Below are 25,849 nucleotides of genomic sequence, written 5' to 3'. Positions count from 1 at the left end.
TCCGGGAGCCGGAATCTGACGCAAACCTCTTGATCAACGGGCTGTTCAGGCGGTCAGGGCTGTTCGGAGGGCGCTTGGGAGGGTTTGGTGCTGGTAGCGGTAGGCGGCTCTGGTTAGGGCGCCGGGGAGGACTCTGGTGCTGGTTAGGGCCTCGTGGGCGAAGCCGCCGAGGGCCACCTTGAGCGCCAGCGCGGGGATCGGGATGATCGCCGGGCGGTGCAGCTGTCGGGCCAGCTCCCGGGTGAACTCGGCGTTGGTCACCGGGTTCGGGCCCACCACGTTGACCGGGCCGGCGACCTCGTCGTGGTCCAGTAGGAAGCACATTGCGTTTAGCCAGTCGGCCAACGAGATCCACGGCAGCCACTGCCGGCCACTGCCCAGCCGGCCGGCGATGCCCAGCCTGAACGGCAACAGCTGCGGCTTGAGCAGCCCACCGTCGCGGTGCAGCGGGAGGCCGGTGCGGAGCCGGATGACGCGTACCCCGGCGTCCTCGGCCGGCCGGGTCGCGGCCTCCCACACCCGGCAGACGTCGGCCAGGAACCCCTCGCCGGCCGGCGCGTCCTCCTCGACCGCCCGGTCGCCGGTGTTGCCATACCACCCCACCGCCGAGGAGTTGAGCAACGACCGGGGGCGGTCGGCGGGGGGAAGCCCGGCGACTGTCGTCGCCAGCGTGGTGGTGCTGTCCACCCGGCTGGTGCGGATCAACCGCCGGTAGTCGTCGTCCCAGCGCTTGTCGCCGACGCCCGCGCCGGCCAGGTTGACCACCGCGTCCGCCTCGGCGACCACGGCCGGGTCGAGCTGTGCGGCGGCCGGGTCCCATTGCCGCTCCTGCGGGTCGCGCGGCGGCCGACGGACCAGCCGGGTGATCTGGTGCCCGTCTGCCGTGAGCCGGTCGGCCAGCCGGGTGCCGAGGAAGCCGGACGCGCCGGCCAGAAGGATCCGCATGCCCACATCCTTGCCCAGAATGCCGCCGCCGGATGCGTGGGGCGGCCGACGCCACCGGCCCGGTCGGTGGTCAGGCCGCCTGGGCGGGACGCAGATCGGCCAGGAGCCGCTCCACCTCCGCGTAGGACTCGGCACTCAGCGGGCCGAGCGCCAGGGTGGCCAGATTCTCCTCGGCCTGCGCGACGGTGCGCAGGCCCGGGATCGGGACGGTACGCGGGCTACGCGCCAGCAGCCAGCCGAGCGCGCCCTGCGCGAGGGTTCGCCCGTCGGCGGTGAGCGCCGCCCGGACCTGGTCCACCCGGGCCGCCCAGCGCGGCGTCGGCCGACCGTCGGTGAACCACTCCAGCCACTCCGGCGCCCGCCCGCGCACGTCGTCCGCCCCGACCGCCCGGGTCGACCCGGTGAGCAGCCCCATCGCGAGCGGGCCGCGGTTGAGGCTGGCCAGGTCGTGGCTGTCGCAGACCGCCAGCACCGACGCGTTGTCGCGCAGCACCGACTCGTCGTGCTGGATCGCGGCGCAGTGCGGGCCGGCAGCCGCGAACGCCTCCGCCGAGGCGGGGTTGTCGGTGCTCCAGCCGTACGCCCGGATCTTGCCCTGGTCGACCAGGCCCTCCAGGGTGTCGACCAGGTCGAGTGCGGCGGGCACCGGCAGCTCGTTGATGTGCAGTTGGTACAGGTCGACGTGATCGGTGCCGAGCCGGCGCAGCGAGTCTTCCAGGCTGCGGACCGCGAACGTGGGGCTGCTGTCGGTGCCGAGCGCCAGCCGGGTGGTCTCCTCGCTGACGTTGCCGAACTTGGTGGCGATCACCGCGCTGTCCCGCCGGCCGGCCAGGGCTCGGCCGAGGATCCGCTCGCTGTGCCCGGCACCGTAGTTGCTGGCCGTGTCGAACACTGTCACCCCGAGATCGAGCGCCCGGTGGATGGTGCGGATCGACTCGTCGTCGTCCACCTCGCCCCAGCCGAACGGCTGCCCGTCGTCGCCCCAGAGCGGCCCGCCGATCGCCCAGCACCCCATCCCGATGGCGCTCACCGTGATGCCGCTGCGTCCCAGCGTTCGTGTCGTCGTCATGGCGACCAGCCTCCAACCTGGAGCGCACTCCAGGTCAAGCACTACGATCTCGCGACATGAGCGGTTACGCCCCCTCCGAGGCCGCCCGCCGCAGCGGCTTCAGCCTGGACACCCTGCGGTACTACGAGAAGATCGGCCTGCTCGCCGACGTGGAGCGGACGGCGGGCGGTCAGCGGGTCTTCACCGATGACGACCTCGGCTGGCTGGTGCTGTTCCGCTGCCTGCGTGACACCGGGATGCCGATCGCGCAGATGCGCCGCTACGCGCAACTGGCCCGCGAGGGCGAGCACACCGCCGACGAGCGGCGCGAACTGCTGCGACACCACGCGGTGCGGGTGGAGGAGCAGATGCGCCTGCTCCAGCGCCAGTACGACCACCTCCGCGAGAAGATCCGCTTCTACGAGCGGCTGCCCGAGCCGGTCTCGGCGACCGAGCACGCCACCGGGATCGGCCCAGCCGTCAGCCGGTGACGTGCGGCGGCGCGGTCAGGCCGAGGAGTCCCTCGGTCGTCCCGGGCTGGCCGGTGAGCGCGTTCAGTGCGCTGACCAGCCGTTTCTCCTCGTAGCGGAAGTGCGACTCCAGCAGCGCGGCCAAACCGTCCAGCTCGGCGCGCAGCTGGGGGCGCGGCACTGCCGTGTCGCCGGCGAGCAGCGCCTCGACCCGCTCCAGGATCCCCGCCACCACCTCGTGGTCGGTGATCAGGTTCGCGATGACCGGGCGCAGCTCGGGGACCTGCTCGGCCAGCAGCCCGAACGCGCCGGTGTCCTCACCGGTGTGGTGTCGACCGAGCGCGGCGCAGAAGGTCAGACAGTGCGCCCGCAGGTCCCGGGACGCCCGCGCGTCGCCAGCGGTGTCGAGGCTGGCCCGCAGACGGGCCAGTTCCGCGCTGAGCCAGAGGTGGATCTCGATCATCTGATTGCCGACGGCAGCGAGCCGGCCGGCCGGTGAATCGCTCGGGTGCACGTTCGTCCCATGCTGTCCCCGCGCCTCCATGCCCACGGCGGCCTTCGGGCCGGGTGCACTGCGACGCTGCGCCGGAGTCTATCCCGTGGGTCACGGGGTGGTCGGCTCGTCGGTCTCCCGGACGTCGTGCCAGCGGGCCCGCCAGGCGGCCTCGTGGGCCTCGTGGGTGGTCCGCTCCTGAAAGACGGCGGCCCGTAGCGCGTGCCGGGAACCCGACATCACCATCACCTCCACGATGATCAGCCCCACGCAGATCACTGTCGCGAGGGTGAGTGTGCCCAGCGCCGGCAGGTGCTGACCGATCGGAAGAGCCGCCGTGAGCACCACGATGACGCCGACGCGGGTCCAGCTGACGGTGTGCAGGGTGCGCAGCTGGAACGCCAGGTTGACCGCGAAGTAGCAGATCAACCCGCCGAAGAGCATCGGCACCGCTGGTCCCTCGACCTTCTCGGCGATTCCGCCGGCCGGGTCAGTGATCTTGTGCAGAACCTCCTCGTTGCCGATGGAGAAGAGGATCACCCCGGCGATCATCAGCAAGTAGAGGTACGCGTACGCGTCGCGGGCCATGGCCACCCGGGGGCCACCCTCCGCCGCGTGCAGGGCGATCCGGGCCGCCGGCCCGATGAAGTCGAAGTGCGCCCACCAGAGGGCGGCCGTGATCACGATGCCGAGCGCCGCGGCCGCCACCGCCGGCCAGGTCACCGGCTTGCCGAGCAGATTGCCGCCCACCCCGGTGGAGATGATGGACTCACCCAGCGCGATGATCAAAATGAGGTCGTAGCGCTCCGTCCAGTGCTCGGCACTGGTCACCCCCCAGCCCCAGGTGCCGACGATGAAGCCGGTCGCGTACTGCACCACCACCACGGAGATCCACAGCCCGTCGCGGACCATGGCGGCCCGGTCCGGGTCGGCGATCTGCGGCGGGATCAACGCGGCGGCCAGCAACAGCACGATGCTCACCGCCAGCTCCGGGGCGAAGCGCCGCAGCTGTCGCCGCTCCTGCGGGCTGTCCTTCACCACGTGCTGGTAAAGGATCATGTGGACGGCGCGGACCACGACGTAGCTGACGGCCACCAGCATCGGGCCGCCAGCGCTCCCCTTCGGGTCGCTGAACGCCTGCGGCAGCGCCAGCGCGAACGCGAACAGGGCCACCATGGCGATCACCATGAGCACCGGGACGTAGCCCTCACCGAGCCGGACCCGGGTGGCGACCAGGCTGTGCACCACCCAGATCCACCAGAGCACGGCGAGCACCAGGCCGGCGTGCAGCAACTGTCGGCCGGAGATGTTGGCGGCGGTCGCTCGGGTGATGATGAAGAACGAGAAGACGAAGACCAGGTCGAAGAAGACCTCGAACTTGTCGACCCGGGCACCGGGGGCGATCGGGACGGCGGGGCCCAGTTGCCCACCCCGCCGGTAGCTGCCCACGGTCCCACTGTGGCAGCGTCCGGCCTGGTCGAAGGCCCGAACGGCGATGGCAGCGCGGCCGAGCGTTACCTCCGGCCCCGGGCGGGAACGCCTGGACCAACCTTCATTCGGTCCGGAGCGCATCTGTCGGCGTGGAGGCCGAATTATGGCCGCCAGCGGCCTCCGGCAGCGGGCCGGCCGGTCCGACCCACCCTGGACAAGGATGGATCATGACGACGAAAAACCCGATCACCACTTCGTTCGCCCACACCTCCACGGCCATGGACGTGATCCGGGGCGTGGACCTCGTCGGCCGGCGGGCGATCGTCACCGGCGGGTCGTCCGGCATCGGCGTGGAGACCGCCCGCGCCCTGGCCAGCGCCGGCGCGGAGGTCACACTGGCCGTCCGCAACCCCGACGCCGGCCAGCAGGCCGCCGACGACATCACCGCCACCACCGGCAACGACCGGGTCATGGTCGCGCCGCTCGACCTCGTCGACCAGGGGTCCGTCGCCGACTTCGTCGCCAACTGGGACGGCCCGCTGCACATCCTGGTCAACAACGCCGGCATCATGGCGGCCCCCCTGTCCCGCACCCCACAGGGCTGGGAGATGCAGTTCGCCACCAATCACCTGGGGCACTTCGCGCTCGCCACCGGGCTACGCCCGGCGCTCGCCGCCGACGGCGGGGCAAGGATCGTCTCGGTCAGCTCCGCCGCCCACCTGCGCTCACCGGTGGTCTTCGAGGACATCCAGTACGACAGGCGGGAGTACGAGCCGTGGCAGGCGTACGGGCAGTCCAAGACGGCCAACGTGCTCTTCGCCGTGGAGGCGAGCCGCCGCTGGGCCGACGACGGCATCACGGCCAACTCGCTGATGCCCGGCGCGATCCGGACCAACCTGCAGCGCTACGTCAGCGAGGAGGAGCTGGACCGACTGCGCGCGGGCAACGCGGCGGCCTGGAAGACCGTCGAGCAGGGTGCCGCCACCTCGGTGCTGGTCGCCGCGTCGCCGCTGCTCGACGGCGTGGGTGGGCGCTACTTCGAGGACTGTCAGGAGGCCGCCCCCGCCCAGCCCGGCGGGCGGACGGGAGTCGCGGCGTACGCGCTGGACCCGGAGGCCGCCGAGCGGCTCTGGAAGGTCTCGACCGATCTGCTGAAGGGCTGAGGCACGCCCAACGACAAGGCGCCCCGGTCGACGACCGGGGCGCCTTGTCGGCGTTGGCGGGGGATCAGGACAGGCCCAGCTCCGACTCGAAGTTGCCGGCCTCCAGCCGCTCCTTGACAGCGGTCAGGAAGCGGGCCGCGTCGGCGCCGTCGATCAGCCGGTGGTCGTAGGACATGGCCAGGTAGACCATCGACCGGATCGCGACGACCTCGCCCAGCTCCGGGTCGTTGACCACGACCGGCCGCTTGACCACGGCACCCGTGCCGAGCATCGCCGACTGCGGCGACGGCACGATCGGGGTGTCGAAGAGCGCGCCCCGGCTGCCGGTGTTGGTCACCGTGAAGGTCGCCCCGGCCATCTCGTCCGGGGTGATCTTGTTGGCCCGGGTGCGCTCGGCCAGGTCGGCGATCCGCTTGGCGATGCCGCCCATGTTGAGCTCACCGGCGTTGTGGATGACCGGCACGAGCAGCCCGCGCTCGGTGTCCACGGCGATGCCCAGGTGCTCGGCCGCCGGGTAGGTGATCGTGCCGCCGTCCAGGTCCATGCTGGCCTGGATGATCGGGTACGTCTGGAGCGCCTCGATGGCGGCGAGCGCGAAGAACGGCAGGAAGGACAGCTTCACGCCGTGCTTGGCCTGGAACGACTCCTTCGCCCGCGTCCGCAACTTGGCGACCCGGGTGACGTCCACCTCGACGACGGTGGTGAGCTGGGCGGTCTCCTGGAGCGACTGCTGCATCCGCTTGGCGATTGTCGCCCGGATGCGCGGCAGCTTCTCGGTGGTGCCCCGCTTGTTGCTCGGCTGCGGCTTCGCGGCCGGCTTGGCCGGGGCTGCCGACGACGCGGTGGCCGGCTGCGCGGCGGCGGGAGCGGCAGTGGCGGCCTTCGCCTTCTCGGCCGCGTCGAGGACGTCCTGCTTGCGGATCCGGCCACCCACGCCGGTGCCGTTGAGCGCGGCCAGGTCGACGCCGTGCTCACTGGCCAGCTTGCGCACCAGTGGCGTGACGTACCCGGCGGCCTCCTCGCCGCCGCCCGGTGCCGGGGCGGACGGGCGCGGCGGCGTCGAGGCCGGCGCGGCCGGCTGGGCGGCCTGCTCGGTCTTCGCCGGCTGCGCCGAGCTCTCGGTCTCCGCGGCCGGCTCGTTGTACGACAGGCCCGGCGTCGGCTCCTCGACCTTCGGCGCCGGCTTCGGCTCGGCCTTCGGCGCCGGCTTGGCCTCCGCCTTCGGCTCGGGCTTCGGCTCGGTCTTCGCCGGCGCGGGGGCCGCGCCGGCAACGCCGATGATCGCCAGGTCGGCGCCGACCGCGGCGGTCTCGTCCTCGGCGACCTTGATCTCCAGCACGGTGCCGGCGACCGGCGACGGGATCTCGGTGTCGACCTTGTCGGTGGAGACCTCCAGCAGCGGCTCGTCGACCTCGATGGTCTCGCCGACCTGCTTGAGCCAGCGGGTGACAGTACCCTCGGTGACGCTCTCACCCAGGGCCGGCATCTTCACCGCGGTGCCCTCGCCCGACGAGGCGGCGGCCGGAGCCGGCGTCTCGGCCGGGGCCTCGTCCTGGGCCACCTCGTCGGCGGTGCCCTCGGCGGCGGCGGTCGGCTCGGTGGCCGGCTCGACGGCCTCGGCCGGTGCCTGCTCCTGCGGAGCGGCGGCCTCGCCACCGCCGGTCGACTCGCCCTCACCGGCGATGACCGCCAGCTCGCTGCCGACCTCGGCGGTCTCGTCCTCGCCGACCACGATCCGGCTCAGCACGCCCGCCGCGGGCGACGGGATCTCGGTGTCGACCTTGTCGGTCGAGACCTCGAGCAGGGGCTCGTCGACCTCGACGGTGTCGCCCTCCTGCTTGAGCCAGCGCGTGACGGTGCCCTCGGTGACGCTCTCGCCGAGCCGGGGCATGGTGACCGATACCGGCATGTTCTCCAGACTCCTTCATTCCCCTTGGGGGATCTTCGCCCGTCGCCGGACGCCGCGGTTTGGGTGATCAGGCGTGCGCGTGCAGCGGCTTGCCGGCGAGGGCCAGGTGCGCCTCGCCCAGGGCCTCGTTCTGGGTCGGGTGGGCGTGCACGAGCTGGGCGACCTCGGCCGGGTACGCCTCCCAGTTGTAGATGAGCTGCGCCTCACCGATCAGCTCACCCACCCGCGCGCCGACCATGTGGACGCCGACGACGGGGCCGTCCTCGACCCGGACCAGCTTCACGAAGCCGGTGGTCTTGAGGATCTGGCTCTTGCCGTTGCCGCCCAGCGGGTAGTTGTACGCCTGGACCTTGTCGGCCCCGTACTGCTCCTTGGCCTTCGCCTCGGTGAGACCCACCGACGCCAGCTCCGGGTCGCAGTAGGTGACCCGCGGGATGCCGACCTCGTCGATCACGGCCGGGGTCTGCCCGGCGATCTCCTCGGCGACGAAGATGCCCTGCTGGAAGCCGCGGTGCGCGAGCTGGAGGCCAGGCACGATGTCACCGACCGCGTAGACGTTGGGCACGCTGGTGCGCAGCCGCTCGTCGGTAAGCACGTAGCCGCGGTCCATCGTGACGCCCTGCTCCTCGTACCCGAGGTTGGCGGTGTTCGGGCCGCGACCCACGGCGACCAGCAGCAGCTCCGCCTCGACGGTGTCGCCGCCCTGGATGGTCAGCTTGACGCCGCTCTCGGTCTTCTCGACCTTCTCGAACGGCTTGCCGACCTTGAAGTTGATCTTCCGCTTGCGGAACGCCCGCTCCAACGCCTTCGACGACTCCTCGTCCTCGGCGGCGACCAGCCGGGGCAGCGCCTCGACGATCGTCACGTCCACCCCGAAGGACTTCCACACGCTGGCGAACTCGACGCCGATCACGCCGCCACCGAGCACGATCACCGACGACGGCACCCGGTCCATCGTCAGGGCGTGGTCGCTCGTGATGATCCGCTCGCCGTCGACCTCCAGGCCGGGCAGGCTCTTGGCGTACGAGCCGGAGGCCAGGATCAGGTTGCGGCCGGTGTAGCGCTTGCCGTCGACCTCGACGACGTTCTTGCCGACGAGCTTGCCCGCGCCGGCCACGAAGGTGATGTTCTTCGAACCGCCCACCAGGCCCTGCAGGCCCTTGTACAGGCGGGAGATCACGCCGTCCTTGTACGCGTTGACCCCGGCCATGTCGATGCCGATCAGCTCGGCCTTCACACCGAACTGCTCCGACTCGCGGGCCTGGTCGGCGATCTCGGCCGCGTGCAGCAGCGCCTTCGTCGGAATGCAGCCGTTGTGCAGGCAGGTGCCGCCGAGCTTGCCCTTCTCGATCAGCGCGACCTTCAGGTCCAGCTGGGCGGCGCGCAGCGCCGCCGCGTAACCGCCGCTGCCACCTCCGAGGATGACAATGTCGAAGGTCGCTTCGTTCGGCTCGCTCACGTCCAACTCCCAGGTCGCGTCGCTGCATCGGGGGTCACGGGGGTGTAACACAGGCACACCCCACCTCGGTCATCTTGTCACCACCGGGCACAGGGTGCGTACCGAGGTGCCCAACGACACGTCGGCGACACGTACCCTTGGCACCGTTGTCGATTGACGCACCATGGGGGAGAGATCCGGTGGGGTTGTTCCGGCGCCGCAAACAGACGGCTGTGTCGAGCCGTGACCGTGCCGCCGATCGTGGCGACCTGGAGCATCTGGAGAATTTCATCCGGAGCCGGCGCGGCGTCGAGGCGTTCATCGAACCCCGGACGACGGTGACGGAGACCACCGTCATCCTGATCGCCGACGACGGGGAGTGGACCCGGCGTCGCATCGACGGCCCGGACGGCGCGCGGCGCTTCGCGTACCGGATGGGCATCCCGGTGTACGACGTCCGGCTGATGGGCTACCCGCAGCGGATGCGCGACTTCAACGAACGGCGTAAACGCCGCCCCGAGCGGTAGTGAACGCGACCGGGGCGCCCCCAGGAGGAGGACGCCCCGGGTCGGCAGATCGTCAGCCGTTGGCGGCGACATCCTCGACGAGCTGCACCAGCATGCGGACCGGGACGCCGGTGCCGCCCTTGGTCCAGTAGCCGGTCGGCTCGCCCGAGTGGTAGCTCGGCCCGGCGATGTCAATGTGCGCCCACGCCACGTCGTCGGTCACGAACTCGCGCAGGAAGACCCCGCCCTGCAGCATGTGACCGGCCCGGTCCATCCCGGCGTTGACCTGCGAGATGTCCGCCACGTCGGACTCCATGCCCTTGCGCACGTCGTCGGGCAGCGGCATCGGCCAGGCGGGCTCGCCGACGGCGTCGCCGACCGCCTGGACCCGCTCGCACAGCTCCGGAGTGCCCATCACGCCCGCCACCCGCTTGCCCAGCGCGACCACCTGGCCGCCGGTCAGGGTGGAGGTCTCGAACAGGTAGTCGGTGCCGTCCTCGCAGGCGCGGGCCATCGCGTCGCCCAGGATCATCCGGCCCTCGGCGTCGGTGTTGAGCACCTCGACCCGCTTGCCGTTGTACATGGTGATCACGTCACCCGGCCGGTAACTGGTGCCCGACGGCATGTTCTCCGCCATCGGCAGGTAGGCGCTGACCGCCACCGCCGGCTTCAGCGCGGCGATCGCCAGCATGGCCGCGCCCACCGCGGCCGCGCCGCCCATGTCGGACTTCATCTCCCACATGCCCTGCGCCGGCTTGATCGAGATGCCGCCGGTGTCGAAGGTGATCCCCTTGCCGACCAGCGCGACCCGCTTGCCGTTGCCGCCGTCCTGCGGCGTGTAGGTGAGCTTCACCAGCCGCGGCGGGGCCTCCGAGCCCTGCCCGACCGCGACGATGCCGCCGTAACCGCCGGCGGCCAGCTCCGCCTCGTCCAGCACCTCGACGCCGAGGCCCGCGTCCCGGGCGGCACCGGCGACCGCGTCGGCGAACGACGGCGGACGCAACTCGTTCGGAGCGGTGTTCACCCAGTCCCGGGTGAGCCGGACCGCACCCGCCACCACCTGCGCCCGGGTGATCTCCGCCTGGGCGCCCGCGTCGCCCGCGTCCGGCACCGCGATGAGCACCTCGGTCACCGGCTCCCGCCGGGTCGGCTGCGGCCGGGTCTTGTAACCGGCGAACCGGTACCCACCGAGCAGCGCGCCCTCGGCGACCGCGCGCAGCTCAGCCGACGCGTCCGTGTCGTCCGGCAGCGGCATGGACAGCGCGACCCTGGACGCGCCCGCCAGGGCCCGGATCGCCGAACCGGCGGCCCGGCGCAACGCCTCCGGGGCCGGAGCGGCGCCCGACGGCTCCGGGCCGAGCCCCACCGCGGCGACCAGCGGGGCGGTCACGGTGCCCAGCGTGGCCAACTTGATGACCTCACCCGGCCCACCGGTCGCGCCGAGCAGCGCCAGCGTCTCGGTCAGCTTTCCGTCGAACGCGACGGCGATGCTCTCCGCGCCGCTGGCGAGCAGCAGGGTGCCGGCGAGGCCGCTGGTGGCGCCCTGCTCTCCGGTCTGGCTGTGCACGCCGATCACGATCGCGTCGACGGCGAGCTCGGCCGGGTCGGTGTCGACCAGGCTCAGGTTGGTCGTGCGGGGTGATGTCACTGAAGCTACTCCGGGCGGGCCGGGCCGGTCGCGGCGTCGCGTACCAGCGGTGAAGGTCTCCGGCGGAACGTACCCGCCGAACGTCATGGCTGTCCCGCCGACAGTGCCAGCGGGCTCCCGCCGATGCTAACCAGCGACCGTGTCCCCGGTAAGTTGCCACCCATGACCGACGTGACCTTCGACGCCGCCGCGACCCGGCTGCGCCGTTCCCCGCTGCACGAGCGGCACATCGCCGCCGGCGCCAAGTTCGCCCCCTTCGGGGGCTGGGAGATGCCGCTGGAGTACGCCGGCGGCGGGGTGCTCAAGGAGCACACCGCGGTGCGTACCGCGGTCGGGGTCTTCGACGTGTCGCACCTCGGCAAGGCCCGGGTGAGTGGGCCCGGCGCGGCTGGCTTCGTCAACTCCTGCCTCAGCAACGACCTGGGCCGGATCGGTCCGGGCCGGGCGCAGTACACGCTCTGCTGCGACGACGCCACCGGTGGTGTGGTGGACGACATCATCGCCTACCTGTACGCCGACGACCACGTCTTCCTCATCCCGAACGCGGCGAACACCGCCGAGGTGGTGCGCCGGTTGCGCGCCGCCGCGCCCGCGCAGGTCACCGTCACCGACGAGCACGAGGGGTACGCCGTGCTGGCCGTGCAGGGCCCTCGCTCTGCCGAGTTGCTGGCCGCCCTCGGCCTGCCCACCGAGCACGGCTACATGAGCTTCTCCGCGGCGAGCCTGGCCGGGGTGGAGTTGACCGTCTGCCGCACCGGCTACACGGGCGAGCTGGGATACGAGCTGGTGGTGCCGGCGGAGCACGCGGTGACCGTCTGGGACGCGCTGTTCGCCGCGGGGGAGGCGTTCGAGCTGCGGGCCTGCGGGCTGGCCGCCCGGGACACGCTGCGTACCGAGATGGGGTACCCGCTGCACGGGCAGGACCTCTCGGCGGACATCACCCCGGTGCAGGCCCGCTCGGGCTGGGCCGTCGGTTGGGACAAGCCGGCCTTCTGGGGCCGCGACGCGCTGCTCGCCGAGAAGGCCGCCGGCCCTCGTCGTACGCTGCGCGGCCTGGTCGCCGTCGACCGGGCCATTCCGCGCCCCGGCATGACCCTGCACGTGGGTGACCGGCAGGTCGGCGAGGTGACCAGCGGCACCTTCTCGCCGACCCGCAAGCAGGGCATCGCGCTGGCCCTGCTGGACACCGACGCCAACCTGTCCGAAGGCGACCAGGTCGAGATCGACATCCGGGGCCGCCGAGCCCCCCTGACCCTGACCAAACCCCCCTTCGTGACCCCCTCGGTGCGCTAACCCCCACCCCACCCCCACCCCGGGGGCTCCGCCCACCGGGGCTTCGACCGTTGATCAAGAGGTTTGCGTCATCCGCGCCCGCGAACCTGACGCAAACCTCTTGATCAACAGGGGCGGGGCGGGGCGGGGCGGGTGGGGGGTTAGGGGGTCGGGGGGGTGCCGGAGTCCAGGACGGCCTGGGTCCAGCCGCCCTCGATGACGCCGGTGGCGTCGAGGATCGCCCAGTCGACCACGTCGGTGGCCTCCACCACGACCGGGGCGCCGATCCGCACGCTCGGATCGGTGTTGGCGTCGCTGGCGCTCACGCCGACGATCCGTTCCGGGGTCTCCCACGAGGTCACGCCCGCCCAGACGTACTCCGGGCCGTCGTCGCCGGGCAGGCCGTACTTGACCACCAACTGCGACTCGGCGGGCAACTGAGCGGCCACGAACCGGGCCCGCGCGTCGCCCAGCGCCTTTCGCGCGGTGGCGACCGCCCGACTCATCGCGTCACCGGAGCGGGCGTAGCGCACGTCCGGCTGGATCCCGGAGAACAGGGTGGCGCAGGCGGCGGCGAAGTAGCGCCCGTCCGGGCCCGGGTGCCCGGCCGGCGGGCGCAGGCTCAGGAACGAGTCGGCCTCCGGGTCGGTCGCCGGGTCCAACTCCAGGCGCAGCAGCACCGGGGCCGTCGCGCCGTGCTGCTCCGGGTTGCCGTACGCCACCGCGATGTCGTGCCCGGTGACCGTGGCCAGCACCGGCAGCTGCACGAACGCCGGCACCTCCTCGCCGGTGAGCCCGTCGGTCCAGTCCCGCAGCAGCCGACGGGCCGCCCCGGTCATCACCGCACCCCAGGCGCGGGTGAGGTGGTCGGGCACCCCCTGGGTCTGCAGTTCGAGCAGCCCGAAGCGGCGCAGCCCCTTGGTGGTGAACCACAGCCCCTCGGTGTCCGAGGAGTACGGCACCAGCACCCAGTCGACAAGTCGGATGCGGCCCTGCTCGTCGGGGAGTGAGCGCAGCGCGGTCGCCGGGTCGAGGAACTGCAACCCGAAGACGTCCACCACGTCGCCGTCGGCGGATTCCGCCACCGCGGCCGCGACAGCGCGGGCCGCCCACTCGTGCGCGGGTGGCCAGCCGGGCCGGTACTCGGCCTGCACGACCACCAGGTGGGTCGCCGCGGCCAGCCGGGCCAACTGCTCCTCGGTGGCGCCGAACGCGGTGAGCAGGTCCGGTGGCAGCTCGGGAAAATCGGCGATCGGCCGGGTGTCGACGCTCATCAGCGGGCTGTCCAGCATCTGCCGGGCCAGCCCGTGCACCGGCTCGGCCAGCCGGCCGCTCAACGCCGCCACCGCGGTCTTCGCGCTGACCTTCGGCAGCCCCGCCATCGGCACCAGGTAGGTCGCGCTGAGCGACTCCGGCACCGGTACGGGCAGGAAGTCGTCAGTGATGAGCATGCTGGGTCCCCCGGTGGGCCGTGCCGGTGCTGTCGAGCCGAACGCTACCCGGCCTGCCGTGCCCGGTTCAGGCGGACAGCACCACACCCAGGTAGACCAGCGTGGTGACCACTTCGACTGTCGCTCCGAGCACGTCGCCGGTGATCCCGCCGAGCCGGCGTACCACGTGGGTCAGCAGCGCGAGGGCGACGGCGAGTGCGGCGGCGACGGCCAGCGGCCCCTGCCACGGGCGGCCCGGCACCGCGGGCACCGCCAGCAGCGCGACGGCGACCGCGCCGACGGCCAGTGCCACCGGGCCGACCGTGCCCGCCACCAGCGCGCCGAGCCCGTCCGGTCGGGCCGCCGGCACTCCCCGCCGGCAGGCCACTGTGACGCCGAACCGCCCGGCGGCGGTCGCCGCGACCACCGCCGCGAGAGTCGCCGGCCCGGACCGCCCCGCCAGGTCGGCCAGCGCCGCCGCCTGCACCAGCAGGACGACCACCAGGGCGACCACCCCGAACGGGCCGACGTCCGGTTTCTTCATGATCTCCAGTGCGGCCGCCCCCCGCCGGTACGAGCCGAGCGCGTCCACGGTGTCGGCCAGCCCGTCCAGGTGCAGCCCGCGGGTGAGCAGTGCGGCCACGCCGACCGTCACACCCGCGGCCACCAGCGGGGGAGCGAACGCGCCGGTCAGCAGCAGCACACCGGCCAGCAGGGCGCCGAGCAGCGCGCCGACCAGCGGGGCGAGTGCCATCGCGATGCCGGCGACCGGGCGGTCGATCCGCCCGGCCCGCACCGGCAGCGTGGTGAACGTGGTGACCGCCAGCCGGGTTCCCGCGAGGAACCGCGACTCAGCCGGCACGCCAACCCGACGCCGGCTGCTCGTCCGCCCCGGTGCTCGCCGGACCCGGACCGGCCGGCTCCGGCTCGGCGAAGTCGGACTCGTCGAGAGTCGCGTCAGGGTAGGCCGGCTCGTCGGCGCTCGGGCTCTGGTCCTCGTCGCCGCCGAGCGACGGGTGGACCGGCAGGGCGGCGGCCAGGGCGAGCACCGAGCGCAGCAGCGGGAGCGCGACAAGCGCGTTCGCGCCCTCGCCGAGATCCATCCGCAGGTCGAGCAGTGGGGTGAGGCCGAGCACGTCGGCGGCGAGCCGCACCGCCGGGTGACCGCCATGGTCGGCGAGCAGGCACCAGTGCCGGGCCTGCCCGGCCAGGTCGCGGCTGACCATGCCGGCGGCCAGCCCGACCGGCCCGTCGAGCAGCACCGGCACCCGGCGGGCGGTGGCGCCGAGCAGCACGCCGCTGGCCACCGCCACGTCGCCGCCGCCCAGCTCGGCCAGGATGTCCTTGGCACCGCGCGACGAGCGGCGGGTGCGGTGCAGCGCGTCGCGTACCGCCGCGCAGCGGATCATCCACGCCGCGTCGTCGATCTCGCCGGACTCGGTGATGACCCGGCCCAGCACGGCGGGCGGCTCCGCGCCCGCGGTCGCCGCGAGCACCGCCGCGGCCGCCGCCTCGGTGCCGGCTCCGCACGCCCCCAGCACCAGCAGCTGTACGCCCGCGTCGGCGGCCTGCTCGGCGAGCCGCCAGCCGTAGCGCAGCGCGGACTCCACCTGGTCGAGCGAGAGCGCCGGCTGGTCCTCCATCGGCGCGGCGGCGGGAGTGTCCACCACCTGCAGGCTGGCGCCGCTCTCGGCGGCGAGTCGCGCCAACGCGCCCCGGCCGGCGCGGGCCTGTGCGGCCCGCCGCGCCGACTCACCGGCGACGGTGCCGGCCGACGCCCCGCCGGCGTGGTCGCCGTGCAGCAGCAACACCCGCACCGACCCCCAGGCCTGGGGGGTGGCGGTGCCCTGGGTGGCGGCGGCGAAACCGACCACCCGGTCCAGCACGCCCAGCCCGGCGCCCGGTACGTCCAGCGTGGCCAGCCGGTCCACCGCCTGCGGGCCCGCGTACTCGTCGGGCATCGGCAGCTCCATGCCCGGCTGGATGACCAGCCCGGTGGCCACCATCGGCAGCGTCATGGTCGGGGCGGCCCAGGGGTTGCCGGGCTCCTGGCTCGGCACGACCGGCGGCGTGTGGGTCAGCACGTCGGGCAGCTGCACCTCGGGGGTGGGCTCGGCGTCGGCCAGGTGCGCCGCCACCACCTGGGCGCGCGCGCTGGCGGGGACCGCCGGGGCGGTCACGCTGGCGGTCGGCTTCAGCCAGACCGGCTGGCCGGCGACCACGAGAGCCACCGCGTCGCAGGCGTCGGCGACCGCGCGGTTGGCAGCGCCCAACGCGTCGGTGAACGCCCGACCCAGCGGGGTGGTCGGCACCAGCGACAGCCCCACCTCGGGGCTCACCAGCACCACCCGGGCCGGGCAGGTGCGGATCGCCTCGGCCAGCTCCGCGATCGTCGCCACGTCGTCGGCCGGCTGGTGATCCGGGTCGAGCAGCACCGTCACCCAGCCGCCCAGGTCATCGACGAGCAGCGTCTCGTTGGGCTCGGCGGACGCGAGCACGTCGGCCAGCCGGCGCGGGTCCTCGGAGGTCTCCTCGGTGGTCCAACTGCCCGGCCGCCGGACGCGGTGCGCCGCCAGCCGGGTCGCCCACTCGGTGTCCTCCGGGTCGCCCTCGGGCGCGGTGGCGAGGTAGCGGACCACCGGAGCGTCGGTGACCAGGGACTCGGCGAACTCGGACTTGCCGGACCGGGTCCCGCCGAGCACCAGGACCGTGTTCCACCCGTCTACGGACATGCCCGTACCTTAGTTCGCCTCCTCGGAGTCTGGGCACGTCGCCCCAGCCCTCCCGGAGATCGAAAGTCCGTTCCGCGTCCATTGCTGGCAAGCGTCCGCTTCCCCTGCACGAGCTCTTCCACCCCGCGCCGCTTCGCCCGCGATCGCTGGCAATCTTGGACCGTTTCCGTTAGCGCGGAACGGAAAGTGTCCAAGATCTGGCCTGCCAGCTCCTTCCCGTACGCGGGAGGGCCGGCGGTCAATCGCAGTGTTCGAAGCCGCTGCCGTAGCTGACCCCGCCGGTCGCGCCGCCCCACTTCACGCACGCACCGGCGGCGGACGCCCGCACCGGTCCCGCGTAGTAGTCGAAGGACCCGCTGTCGGTGCCGCGGACCCGTCCCTGCACCTCCAGGTACGCCGACACCGCCGACTTCGTGCCGACCGCGGTGTCCTTCAGGGTGACCACGCAGTTGTTGCCGTTGCCCGAGTGGTAGAGCAGGTAGACCCGGCCCTGCCGGCGACTGCCCCCGTCGGTCAGCGTCGCCGAGTCGATCACCTGATAGCCGCTGCCGCACGCCTGCGCCGCCGTGTACGGATTGGGCCGGCTCGCCGCGCTGCCACTGGGAGTCGGTCTGCCGCTGGCCGCCCCGGTCGGCCTGGTCCCCGGTGCCGCGCTGCGGGTGGCCGGGCCGCCGCCGGCGGGGGTACCCGATCGGCCACCGCCGGTCGGTGTGGCGGTCGCGGTCCGGCCGGCGCTCGGCGGGCCGCTGGGTCGGGGTCCCGGGGTGGTGGTGTCTGCGGTCGGTGGCGCGACGCCGGCACCCGACGTCGATCCACCCGTCAGCGCCGCTGGACTGGTCGTCCTGCCAACGCCGGCATCGGGTCGCAGCGCCGCCACGGCTCCGGCGACCAGCGCGACGAGGACGATCGCGCCCACGCCGACCAGCAGTGGCCCGCGCCGCCGAGCCGACGGCAGCAGCGGGTCCTCGCGGGTCGCCCCGCTTCGGGCCGGTCGGGCGTCGAAGGCTGGCAGGGCAGAACCCGGGTCCGTGGGCGGGACCGGCGGTGTCGGCGCGGATGCCGACCCGGGCGGCGTGGGGCTCGGGACGGCCGAGTGGGGGCCTGCGTTGGCCGGTGCGAGGGCCGCCGGCGTGGCGCCCTTGACGGGCGGTGCGACGGCCGGCGGTGCGACGGCGAGCGGAGCGGGCGGGGTGGCGGTCGGCACGGGCGGGGCGGCCAACGCCCACGGTGGGCGGGCGGACACCGGGATGCGGGCCAGAGTCGAGTCGCGGGCGTCGGCGGCGGCAGCGGCCAGCTCGGCGGCGCTGCCGAACCGGTCCGCCGGGCGCTTGGCCAGTGCGCGGGCCACCACGGCGGCGACCGCCGGCGGGGTGTCCGCCGGCAGCGCCGCCGGCTCCTCCTGGGCGTGCCGCAACGCCACCGCCAGCGGGCTGTCACCGTGGAAGGGCGGCTGCCCCGCGAGGCAGAAGTACGCCACCGCGCCGAGCGCGTAGACGTCGGTGGCGGCCGAGACCGGTTGCCCGCTGGCCTGCTCCGGGGACATGTACGAGGCGGTGCCGAGCACCATGTTCGCCGCCGTGAGCCCGGCCATGCCGCGCGACCGGGCGATGCCGAAGTCGACGAGCACCACAGTGCCGTCCGCCTTGACCAGCAGGTTGCCCGGCTTCACGTCCCGGTGCACGATGCCGGCGAGGTGGGCGGTGTGCAGCGCGTCGGCGGCCTGGGCCAGCACCGACATGGTGGTGGCCGGATCCAGCCGCCCCGCCGCGCGTACCCGGGCGGACAACGGCTCGCCCTCGACGTACTCCATCACCAGGTAGTCGACCTGGCTGCCGTCGTCGAGCGCGGCCTGCCCCACGTCGTGCACCGGGACCACGCCGGGGTGCCGCAGCGCGGCCAGCATCCGCGCCTCGGCCCGGAACCGGGCGGTGAACTCCGGATCGGCGACCAGAGACGGCAGCAGCACCTTCACGGCGACCTCGCGTTCCAGCAGCACGTCCGTGCCGCGCCAGACCGCGCCCATCCCACCCGTCGCCACCCGCTCGCCCAGCCGGTACCGGTCGCCGAGCAGTACTCCCCGTGTCAGCACCGAGCCACCGTACCGGCCGGCGTCGATCGGATTGATCCACCCCGTGGGTCCCGCCGGGGCGAGCGAGCGGCCGTTGCGCGCCGGGCCGACTACGCTGGCGAGGGTTCGTCCCACGGGGACATCAGCGGCGAGGGGAGACGCGGCATGGCGTGGAGCTGGCGGTACGAGGGCACGGACGGCCAGACGGTCGAGGGACCGGCGGAGTCGTTCGGCAGCCAGGCCGACGCCGAATCCTGGATCGGTCAGACCTGGCGGGAGCTCGCGGCGTCCGGCGTCACCTCGGTCGCACTGGTGGAGGACGACCGGGTGGAGTACCGGATGAGCCTGCTGCCCACGGCCGAGTGATGGCCTACGACCGGCCGGGAGCCGACGGGCTGGTCCTCGGCGTACCCAAGGCGGCGTTTCGGCCCAGCCCGGTCTTCCTCGGCCTGGTCGCCCTCTTCGCGGTCAGCGGGGTGCTGGCGTGGAACGGTTACGGCAGCGTCCGGTTCAACGTGTTCCTGTTCGTGGTGTCCGGCTGGCTGGTCTCGCTCTGCCTGCACGAGTACGCCCACGCGGTGGTGGCCTACCGGGCCGGCGACCGGGACATCGCCCACCGCGGCTACCTGACGCTCAACCCGTTGAAGTACACCCACCCGCTGCTGTCGATAGTGCTGCCGGTGGTGGTGGTGCTGCTCGGTGGCATCGGCCTGCCCGGCGGCGCGGTCTGGGTGGACCGGCACGCCATCCCGGGCCGACTGCGGCACACGCTGGTCAGCCTCGCCGGCCCGGCGACAAACGTGCTGTTCACGCTGGTGTTGGTGGCGGCGATACGGATCGGCACCCAGTCGGGTGGCCCGGTGGAGTTCTGGGCCGGGGTGGCGCTGCTCGCCTTCCTCCAGCTCACCGCGAGCGTGTTGAACCTGCTTCCGGTGCCCGGCCTGGACGGCGGCAACATGATCCAGCCGTGGCTCAACCCGCAGTGGCGCAAGATGTACGACCTGTTCGCGCCGTACGGTTTCCTGCTGCTCTTCGCGCTGTTGTGGAACCCGCGGATCGGCGGCTGGTTCTTCGACGCGGTCTTCGCGGTCGGTGACCTGCTCGGCCTGCCCTCATGGCTCTACGCCGTCGGTCTCGACCTGATCCGGTTCTGGCAGAGCTGACCGGCGACGGGCGGAGTTGAGCTGACCGGTCCGGTCGGCGCGTGGGTGCGCCGACCGGACCGGTCCGGCGTCAGGGACGCTGTGCGGGGGACTCGGTCTTCGCCGCGTCTCGTTCGGTGACCGGCTCGACGATCTCGTCGATCGCCTTGAGCAGCCCGGAGTCGAGCTTCACCCCGGCCGCCTTGACGTTGTCGTGCACCTGCTCGGGGCGGGACGCGCCGATGATCGCCGACGAGACGTTCGGGTTCTGCAGGACCCACGCCACGGCGAGCTGGGCCATGCTGAGCCCGGCCTGCTCCGCGAGGGGCTTGAGCTGCTGGACCCGGGTGAGCACGTCGTCGTTCATGAACCGGGAGATGAAGCTCGCACCCGACTTCTCGTCGGTGGCCCGGGAACCGGCCGGCGGCGGCTGCCCCGGAAGGTACTTGCCGGAGAGCACGCCCTGTGCCATCGGCGACCAGACGATCTGCCCGATGCCCAGCTCCTCGCTGGCCGGCACGACCTCAGCCTCGATGACCCGCCAGAGCATCGAATACTGTGGCTGGTTGGAGACCAGCGGGATGTGCAGCTCCCGGGCGAGCGGGTGGGCGGCGCGCAGCTGCTCGGCGGTCCACTCGGAGACGCCGATGTAGTGCGCCTTGCCGGAGTGCACGACGTCGGCGAACGCCTCCATCGTCTCTTCCAGCGGGGTGCTGCTGTCGTAGCGGTGGGCCTGGTAGAGGTCCACGTAGTCGGTGCGCAGCCGGCGCAGCGAGCCGTTGATCGACTCCATGATGTGCTTGCGGGACAGGCCCCGGTCGTTGCGACCCGGCCCGGTCGGCCAGTAGACCTTGGTGAAGATCTCCAGGCCCTCGCGACGCTCGTTCTGCAACGCCCGGCCGAGCACGTCCTCGGCCCGGGTGCCGGCGTACACGTCGGCGGTGTCGAAGGTGGTGATCCCCGCGTCGAGGGCGGCCCGGACGCAGGCGAACGCCGCGTCCTCCTCGACCTGTGAACCGTGGGTGATCCAGTTGCCGTACGAGATTTCACTGACCAGTAGACCTGAACGGCCCAGGTGTCGGAATTCCATGTACCGACCCTAGCCCCGGTGGATCACCGTCGTCGACCGGCGGCTCAGAGCACCGGGTTGGCGTCGGTGAGCAGCCGATCGATCTCCGCCAACACCTCGGCGCGATCGCGGTGCACCACATCGATCAGTGGCTCGCCGCGCCGGTCCAGCGCACCCCACCGCCCGCCGCTGCCGACCAGGAACGCCACCGGGTGGATGACCAGCTGCGGGTGGGTCGGCGGGACCAGCACCGCGCCGGTGCGGTCCACCACCCCGCGCCGGCCGGCCACGTCGACCACGGCGAGCCCCTCGTCGGTGAAGCCGTCGATTTGCTGGCCGTCGGCCAACTCGGTGAGGAACCCGTGGTAGCGGGTGGGCACGACGATCCGACCGGTCCGGTCGACCGCCCCCCACCCCTCGCGTCGAACCGCGGCCAACCCGCGGCGGAACGGTCGTACCTCGGCGAAGTTGGGCGGGACCTGCACCGCGCCGGTCGCGTCGATGGCCGTCCAACCGCCGTCGCCGACCACCCAGGCCAGGCCGTCGCTGAACGGGTGCGGCGCCCGGTAGGACGGCGGGATCACCGTGGTGCCGAGCAGGTTGATCAGCGACCACCGGTCGGTGTCCGGCCGGCGAACCCAGGCCAGCCCGTCGTGGAACGGCTGCGCCTCGGCGTACCGGGCGGGGATGACCATTTCGCCGTCCTGGCCGGTGTAACCCCACAGCGGCCCGTTCCGCTCCGGCACCGGGGGCCGGTCCCGGTCGAGCACCTCGTCCCGACCCCGGCGGTACGGCCCGAAGCCGTCGGCCGTGGCCCGGACGGCGACCGCGTCGAGGGCCACCCGGACCCGGTCCAGCAGTTCCGCGTCGCCGGCACCGCGCAGGTCGAGCGCCTGCTCGAAGTGCTGGCAGGCCTCCATGAGCCGTCCCTGGTCGTAACACGACCGTCCGGCGTGCTCGTGCAGTGCGGCCCGCAACCGGTCGGGTAGCTCGATCGAGTTGGCCTGGGCGAAAAGTTGGTCCGCCTCGGCGAAGCTGCCACGCCAGCGTAGGACGTGGGCCAGCCGGGCCTGGGCCAACGAGGTTCGACGTAGCTCGCCGGTGGCCTCGGCGTAGGTGAGGGCGAGCCGACCATCGGCCAGCGCGTCGTCCAGGTCGCCGAGGATCCGCGAGGCCACCGCCCGCAGGCTGAGCAGCCGGGCCCGGGCGCGGTTGTCGATCGCCGAGCCCAGCTTCTCGGTCAGCCGCCGCCGGATGGCCCGCAGGTCGTCCGGCTCCGTCAGCTCCTCGCGCAGGGTGACCGGGTCCAACCGCCAGCGGTACGCCGCGAGGACCTGCTCCGGGTCGCCCGGGTCGGCCAGCGACGGGCGGGTCGCCGCCGGTGGAGTGTCGCCGGGTGGCGCGGAGACGGGCGCCTCCTCCGCGCGCGAGCCGGTCCTCGGGCCGGGAACGCTGGAGGCGGGTGGTGCGGACGTCGGCACCGCCGACGCCGGTGGCGCGGAGATGGGTGGTGCGTGGGTCGGCTGTGTCGGCGGGCCGGCGGCGGGTGGCGCGTGGGTCGGCTCTGCCGACGCGGGTGGCGCGGAGATGGGTGGTGCCTGGGTCGGCTGTGTCGGCGGGGCGGCGGCGGGTGGCGCGTGGGCCGGCTCTGTCGACGCGGGTGGCGCGGACACGGGCGTGGGGGCGGTCGGCGGGGCGGAGACGGGCGGTGGCACCGACGCGGGCGGCGCGGATACCGGTGCTGCGGAGACCGGTGCTGCGGAGGCGGGCGGCGCGGAAACGGGTGCTGCGGCGACCGGCGGCGCGGGCGCTGGGGGTGCGGAGACGGGCGTCAGGGCCGGTGGCGTGTGGTCAGCCGGGACCGGTGGGGCCGAGACCGGTGGGGCCGAGACGGGAGAATCGTTGTCATCAGACATTGCGGACGGGGCCGGTAGAACGACGTCATCCGACCAGTCGTCGGCTCGCGAGCCGTCCGTCGACCCGCTGGTGTCCGGATCGCCCTCGGCGTCGGACGGCCAGGCGTACGGCTCGGCGTCGTGAGTGGGGTCGTGCGCGACGGGATCGGTGTCCCCGACCAGATGAGCGGTGACCAAATTCTTGTCGGCCTCGGCGAGGACGTCGGCCTGATGGTGTGGTGTCGCGGGGGCAGGCGCGCCGGAGACGGGCTGGTCGTCGTACGCCGATTCCGGTCCGACAGGTGTTTGTGCGTCGTCTTGCGGGTCGTCGGCCCAGGCGTCGACGGTCGGGCGTGCGGGCGACGCGGAGACGGGCTGGGGAGCGTCGGTCGGTGTCGGCCTGTCCCCGTGCTCGTCACTCGGATCGGGACGGACGTCGGTGGTCCACGCCGACAGATCCCGGTCCACGGTGGTCGGTGTCGACAGATCCCGGTCCGCGGTGGCCGGCGCCGCCGACAGGTCGGGTGTCGGTGTGGTGGACAGGTCGCGGTCGCCCGCCGTCGAATCATCGTCGGCCGACTCGGACGACTGCCGGTCCGGCGCAGGCCCGCCCGGATCCGAGTCGGCGGGCTGAGCGGAGCTGAACCACGCGTCCGGTCCACGGGTGCCCGTAACCTCGTCCGGGTCTTGGACGGCGTCGAGCGGCCCTTCTGAGGGTGGCGGCGGTACGTAGCGGCGCGGCGTGCCAGGGGCGGGCGGGAGTGCCGCGCCGGGGTCCTGCACCGGGGGCTCCGGGGCTGGCGCTGTCGGGGCGGGCGGGGCCGCCGCCGGGTTCGGGACCTGCCAGGTGGGCGGCGGCGCGACCGACGGGCGTGCGTCCGCCGTCGGAGCCGTCCGTTCCGGCGGGCGCTGCTCCGAGGCGGGCCGGTCCGGGGAGGGCGGGCGCTGCTCCGAGGCGGTCCGGTCGGGGGAGGCCGGCCGGTCCGGGGAGGGCGGGCGCTGCTCCGAGGCGGTCCGGTCTGGGGAGTGCGGCGTCGGGCGGTGGTCGGTCGGGGCGGTGCTGCCCGACGGGTCACCGAACCGGCGGCGGTCCGCGGTCGGCTCGCCGCCGTGCCGCTTGTCGATTGGGCGGTCCGTGGGGTCCGGGCCGGGGTAACGCGGCGGTGCGCTGGGGTGTGCACCGACGGCCGGTGCCGGTTCGGTCGGTGTCCGGCGCTCCGGCGCGGGTGGCACCTCCGAGCGCTCGTCGGAGGTGGGCGGGTCCACCGGCGCGGGCAGGTACTCCAGCCGGAGGCGTGCGGCGGGTGGACCCGAGACGGGCACGTCGGAGGCGGGGGAAACCGGGGCGGCCAAGATGGGTCGGTCCCGGTTGGGCGCAGCGGGGGAGACGGGTGACGGCGGCACCGTTCGCTCCGAGGGGACCGGCGTGGCGTGGCCGGCCGCCGACGGGGCCGCGGCGGCCGGGCGTACCGGTCGCTCGTCGTAGCGGGACGGGGTGACCGCCGGCCGCTCGGGCCGCGCGTCCGGCCGCGACGGGGTACCCGGCTCGACGCCGCGTTGTGGGTCCGCGGTGCGGTGCGGTTCGGTGCGGTGGCCCGGCTCCCGGGTGCGGTCCGGGCGCACCGGACCCGGCGGCGGCCAGGGCAGGGTGCCGTCCGGCCGTTGGCCGGGCTGCGGCCGAGGATCGCGGTACGCGTTGTCGTGCGGCCGCTCCTCGCGGTACGCGCGCTCGCGATGTCCGTCCTCGCGGTACGCGTCCGGTCGGGTCTCCTCGCGGGGACGCCGGTCCGGGTACGCCTCGGCGCGGGCCGCGGTCTCGCGGGGCTGCTGCCGGTGCGGGTCGCTGTCGGGCCGGCGCCGATCTTCGTCGCGGCGGGGATGGTCGGGCATCTCCGGCTCGGGCCGGTGCCGTCGTCCACCGTTTGGCGACGGCGCTGCGCCGGCCCCCTCGTCCGCGCGGTAGCGCCGCTCCGGGCGGCGAACGTCGTCGGCGGCCCGGTCCGGGTAGCCGTCGGCGCGGTACCGGGTGCGGCCGTCCGCGGGTGCCCACTGGTCGGTGCCGTCGGCGACCCGGTCGTCGGCCAGTCGGCCGTCGCGGTCCCGGGTGGGTCGTGCGCCGTATCCGTCGACGGGGTGGCGGTCGTAACCGGCGGCCGGTCGCTCGTGCGTACCGCGCCGACGCGGTGCGTCGTCCGGCTCCGGCACCCAACCGGAATCGGAGCGGGGCGCGGGGGAGACCGGCGTGCCGGGGTAACCACGGTCCCGGTCGGTGGGCTCGGGCCGCTGGCGGCGGCTGTCGTACCGCTCGGAGGAGGGCTGGTCCCGGTGCCAGGCGGCCTCCCGCGCGGGTCCTCGCTCCTCGACGGGGCGTCGGTCGGACCAGGCGGTACGCCGGTCCGACTCGGGGGAGCGGCGGTCGTCGCGCCGGGGCGGTTCGGGTAGTGGCCGGCGGTACGGCTCATGGTCGTAGGCGCGGGGGTCGGCGCTGTCGTTGCGGCCGTAGGTGGACGCGTCGGCCGAGCGCGCGTCGCTCCGGGGCCGGCCGTAGGTCGGTGTCTCACCCGGCTCGTCATCCACCCAGGACCGGTTGTGGACCGCGGGCTCTTCCGGCGGTTCGTCGGACCAGGACCGGCCGAGGTAGGTGCCGTCCGGGCGGGTGGGCGCGAGCGGTGGCACCTCGGCTCGGCCGGTCACCGTCGCCCGGCCACGCGGTGGCGGCTGGTGGGCCACGCCGATGTCGCCGGGATAGCGCTGGCCGGGGAACTGGGGGTGCCACTCGGTGGTCGGCTCGACCACCCAGGACGGCTCGTTCGGGTCTGACCACCGGTCGGCGTAGCGGCCGCTCATTGGCCGCGCCCGTCGCCACACCCGGCCACTCGGCCGATTCTCGCCGGAGGTGAGCTTTCCGCAGCCGTCGCCGGGTGATCGCCGGGCGTCCGGTCGCCGCCTGCCACGCCCCGGTGGCCGGCTCGCGTCCGCTCGCTCACGGCGTTGTCACCTCGTTGCAAATTGTCGTGCTGGGGCCTCGCGCGTGCCGGTCAGGTCGCCTGCGCCGGCAGGCTGTGGCTGCGGATGGAGGGTAACGGCGTGGGCTCGCTCACCGCCACTGTGGTGCGGCCCACGGGCGCAAACGTTATCCCAATGGTTTCGGACATTTGGTCCTATAAGGCAATCTGGTCTCCGACCCTAC

18 protein-coding genes and 1 pseudogene are annotated in these 25,849 nt (G+C 73.6%); 6 read left to right on the top strand and 13 right to left on the bottom strand.

The features are described 5' to 3' along the window. Nucleotides 1-45: 45 nt before the first annotated feature. Together ABZU25_RS28320 and ABZU25_RS28315 are read right to left on the bottom strand one after the other, a co-directional pair. Nucleotides 46-945, bottom strand: coding sequence for a TIGR01777 family oxidoreductase (locus ABZU25_RS28320; protein ID WP_355032408.1), 900 nt, complete (start codon nucleotides 943-945; stop codon nucleotides 46-48). Between the two features lie 70 nt (nucleotides 946-1,015). Further along, entirely contained in the window at nucleotides 1,016-2,014 is a 999-nt protein-coding gene (locus ABZU25_RS28315; protein ID WP_355032407.1) for an aldo/keto reductase, read from the bottom strand. Between the two features lie 56 nt (nucleotides 2,015-2,070). Here ABZU25_RS28315 and ABZU25_RS28310 point away from each other — a divergent pair, with 56 nt between their 5' ends. After that, entirely contained in the window at nucleotides 2,071-2,484 is a 414-nt protein-coding gene (locus tag ABZU25_RS28310) for a MerR family transcriptional regulator (protein WP_355032406.1), read from the top strand. On the opposite strand, the gene ABZU25_RS28305 is transcribed toward ABZU25_RS28310, so the two are convergent. After that, a complete protein-coding gene (locus tag ABZU25_RS28305) occupies nucleotides 2,474-2,977 on the bottom strand; it encodes a hemerythrin domain-containing protein (protein WP_355032405.1) in 504 nt (167 codons plus the stop codon). The two genes, ABZU25_RS28310 and ABZU25_RS28305, sit on opposite strands and share 11 nt — an antisense overlap. A 90-nt stretch (nucleotides 2,978-3,067) precedes the next feature. Next, the gene (locus ABZU25_RS28300) at nucleotides 3,068-4,405 is read right to left on the bottom strand and encodes a low temperature requirement protein A (protein ID WP_355032404.1); all 1,338 of its coding nucleotides are present in this window, start codon (nucleotides 4,403-4,405) and stop codon (nucleotides 3,068-3,070) included. Nucleotides 4,406-4,614: 209 nt separating this feature from the next. Here ABZU25_RS28300 and ABZU25_RS28295 point away from each other — a divergent pair, with 209 nt between their 5' ends. Further along, a complete protein-coding gene (locus tag ABZU25_RS28295; RefSeq protein ID WP_355032403.1) occupies nucleotides 4,615-5,550 on the top strand; it encodes an SDR family NAD(P)-dependent oxidoreductase in 936 nt (311 codons plus the stop codon). A gap of 64 nt (nucleotides 5,551-5,614) precedes the next feature. Here ABZU25_RS28295 and sucB read toward each other — a convergent pair whose 3' ends face one another. Further along, nucleotides 5,615-7,459, bottom strand: a complete 1,845-nt coding sequence (gene sucB / locus ABZU25_RS28290) for a 2-oxoglutarate dehydrogenase, E2 component, dihydrolipoamide succinyltransferase (RefSeq protein ID WP_355032402.1) — start codon at nucleotides 7,457-7,459, stop codon at nucleotides 5,615-5,617. A 67-nt stretch (nucleotides 7,460-7,526) separates the two neighbouring features. Next, on the bottom strand, nucleotides 7,527-8,918 hold the full coding sequence (gene lpdA / locus ABZU25_RS28285) for a dihydrolipoyl dehydrogenase (RefSeq protein WP_355032401.1): 1,392 nt from the start codon (nucleotides 8,916-8,918) through the stop codon (nucleotides 7,527-7,529). Between the two features lie 179 nt (nucleotides 8,919-9,097). Between lpdA and ABZU25_RS28280 the strand changes: the two genes are divergently transcribed. Next, nucleotides 9,098-9,424 (top strand): hypothetical protein, encoded by a 327-nt coding sequence (locus ABZU25_RS28280; RefSeq protein WP_355032400.1) that lies wholly within the window; start codon nucleotides 9,098-9,100, stop codon nucleotides 9,422-9,424. Between the two features lie 52 nt (nucleotides 9,425-9,476). Here the strand turns inward: ABZU25_RS28280 and ABZU25_RS28275 are convergent, their stop codons facing one another. After that, nucleotides 9,477-11,051 carry a leucyl aminopeptidase gene (locus ABZU25_RS28275; protein WP_355032399.1) on the bottom strand — a complete coding sequence of 525 codons (1,575 nt, stop codon included), beginning with the start codon at nucleotides 11,049-11,051 and terminating at the stop codon, nucleotides 9,477-9,479. A gap of 162 nt (nucleotides 11,052-11,213) precedes the next feature. On the opposite strand from ABZU25_RS28275, the gene gcvT reads away from it, so the two are divergent. Further along, complete coding sequence (gcvT, locus tag ABZU25_RS28270) at nucleotides 11,214-12,344, top strand: glycine cleavage system aminomethyltransferase GcvT (RefSeq protein ID WP_355032398.1); 1,131 nt, start codon at nucleotides 11,214-11,216, stop codon at nucleotides 12,342-12,344. Between the two features lie 140 nt (nucleotides 12,345-12,484). Here the strand turns inward: gcvT and ABZU25_RS28265 are convergent, their stop codons facing one another. The 4 genes and pseudogenes from ABZU25_RS28265 to ABZU25_RS28250 form a co-directional block, all read right to left on the bottom strand. Then, a complete protein-coding gene (locus ABZU25_RS28265; RefSeq protein ID WP_355032397.1) occupies nucleotides 12,485-13,774 on the bottom strand; it encodes a DUF2314 domain-containing protein in 1,290 nt (429 codons plus the stop codon). Between the two features lie 67 nt (nucleotides 13,775-13,841). After that, the gene (locus ABZU25_RS28260) at nucleotides 13,842-14,615 is read right to left on the bottom strand and encodes an adenosylcobinamide-GDP ribazoletransferase (protein WP_355032396.1); all 774 of its coding nucleotides are present in this window, start codon (nucleotides 14,613-14,615) and stop codon (nucleotides 13,842-13,844) included. Continuing rightward, nucleotides 14,605-16,485, bottom strand: a complete 1,881-nt coding sequence (locus tag ABZU25_RS28255) for a bifunctional adenosylcobinamide kinase/adenosylcobinamide-phosphate guanylyltransferase (RefSeq protein ID WP_355032395.1) — start codon at nucleotides 16,483-16,485, stop codon at nucleotides 14,605-14,607. The genes ABZU25_RS28260 and ABZU25_RS28255 overlap by 11 nt, the downstream gene beginning before the upstream one ends. A gap of 703 nt (nucleotides 16,486-17,188) precedes the next feature. Continuing rightward, nucleotides 17,189-18,574, bottom strand: a pseudogene (locus ABZU25_RS28250) (serine/threonine-protein kinase); the annotation flags it as partial. Nucleotides 18,575-18,718: 144 nt separating this feature from the next. On the opposite strand from ABZU25_RS28250, the gene ABZU25_RS28245 reads away from it, so the two are divergent. Continuing rightward, nucleotides 18,719-18,919, top strand: a complete 201-nt coding sequence (locus tag ABZU25_RS28245; protein WP_030337978.1) for a hypothetical protein — start codon at nucleotides 18,719-18,721, stop codon at nucleotides 18,917-18,919. Continuing rightward, the gene (locus ABZU25_RS28240) at nucleotides 18,919-19,716 is read left to right on the top strand and encodes a site-2 protease family protein (protein WP_355032394.1); all 798 of its coding nucleotides are present in this window, start codon (nucleotides 18,919-18,921) and stop codon (nucleotides 19,714-19,716) included. The genes ABZU25_RS28245 and ABZU25_RS28240 overlap by 1 nt, the downstream gene beginning before the upstream one ends. Nucleotides 19,717-19,786: 70 nt before the next feature. On the opposite strand, the gene ABZU25_RS28235 is transcribed toward ABZU25_RS28240, so the two are convergent. Next, on the bottom strand, nucleotides 19,787-20,785 hold the full coding sequence (locus ABZU25_RS28235) for an aldo/keto reductase family protein (RefSeq protein WP_355032393.1): 999 nt from the start codon (nucleotides 20,783-20,785) through the stop codon (nucleotides 19,787-19,789). A 44-nt stretch (nucleotides 20,786-20,829) separates the two neighbouring features. Then, nucleotides 20,830-25,506 (bottom strand): WG repeat-containing protein, encoded by a 4,677-nt coding sequence (locus tag ABZU25_RS28230; RefSeq protein WP_355032392.1) that lies wholly within the window; start codon nucleotides 25,504-25,506, stop codon nucleotides 20,830-20,832. Nucleotides 25,507-25,849: the final 343 nt, after the last annotated feature.

It is taken from the genome of Micromonospora sp. NPDC005215 (assembly GCF_040607915.1).
GTDB lineage: Bacteria > Actinomycetota > Actinomycetes > Mycobacteriales > Micromonosporaceae > Micromonospora.
This window is presented reverse-complemented; position numbering and strand designations above follow the sequence as displayed.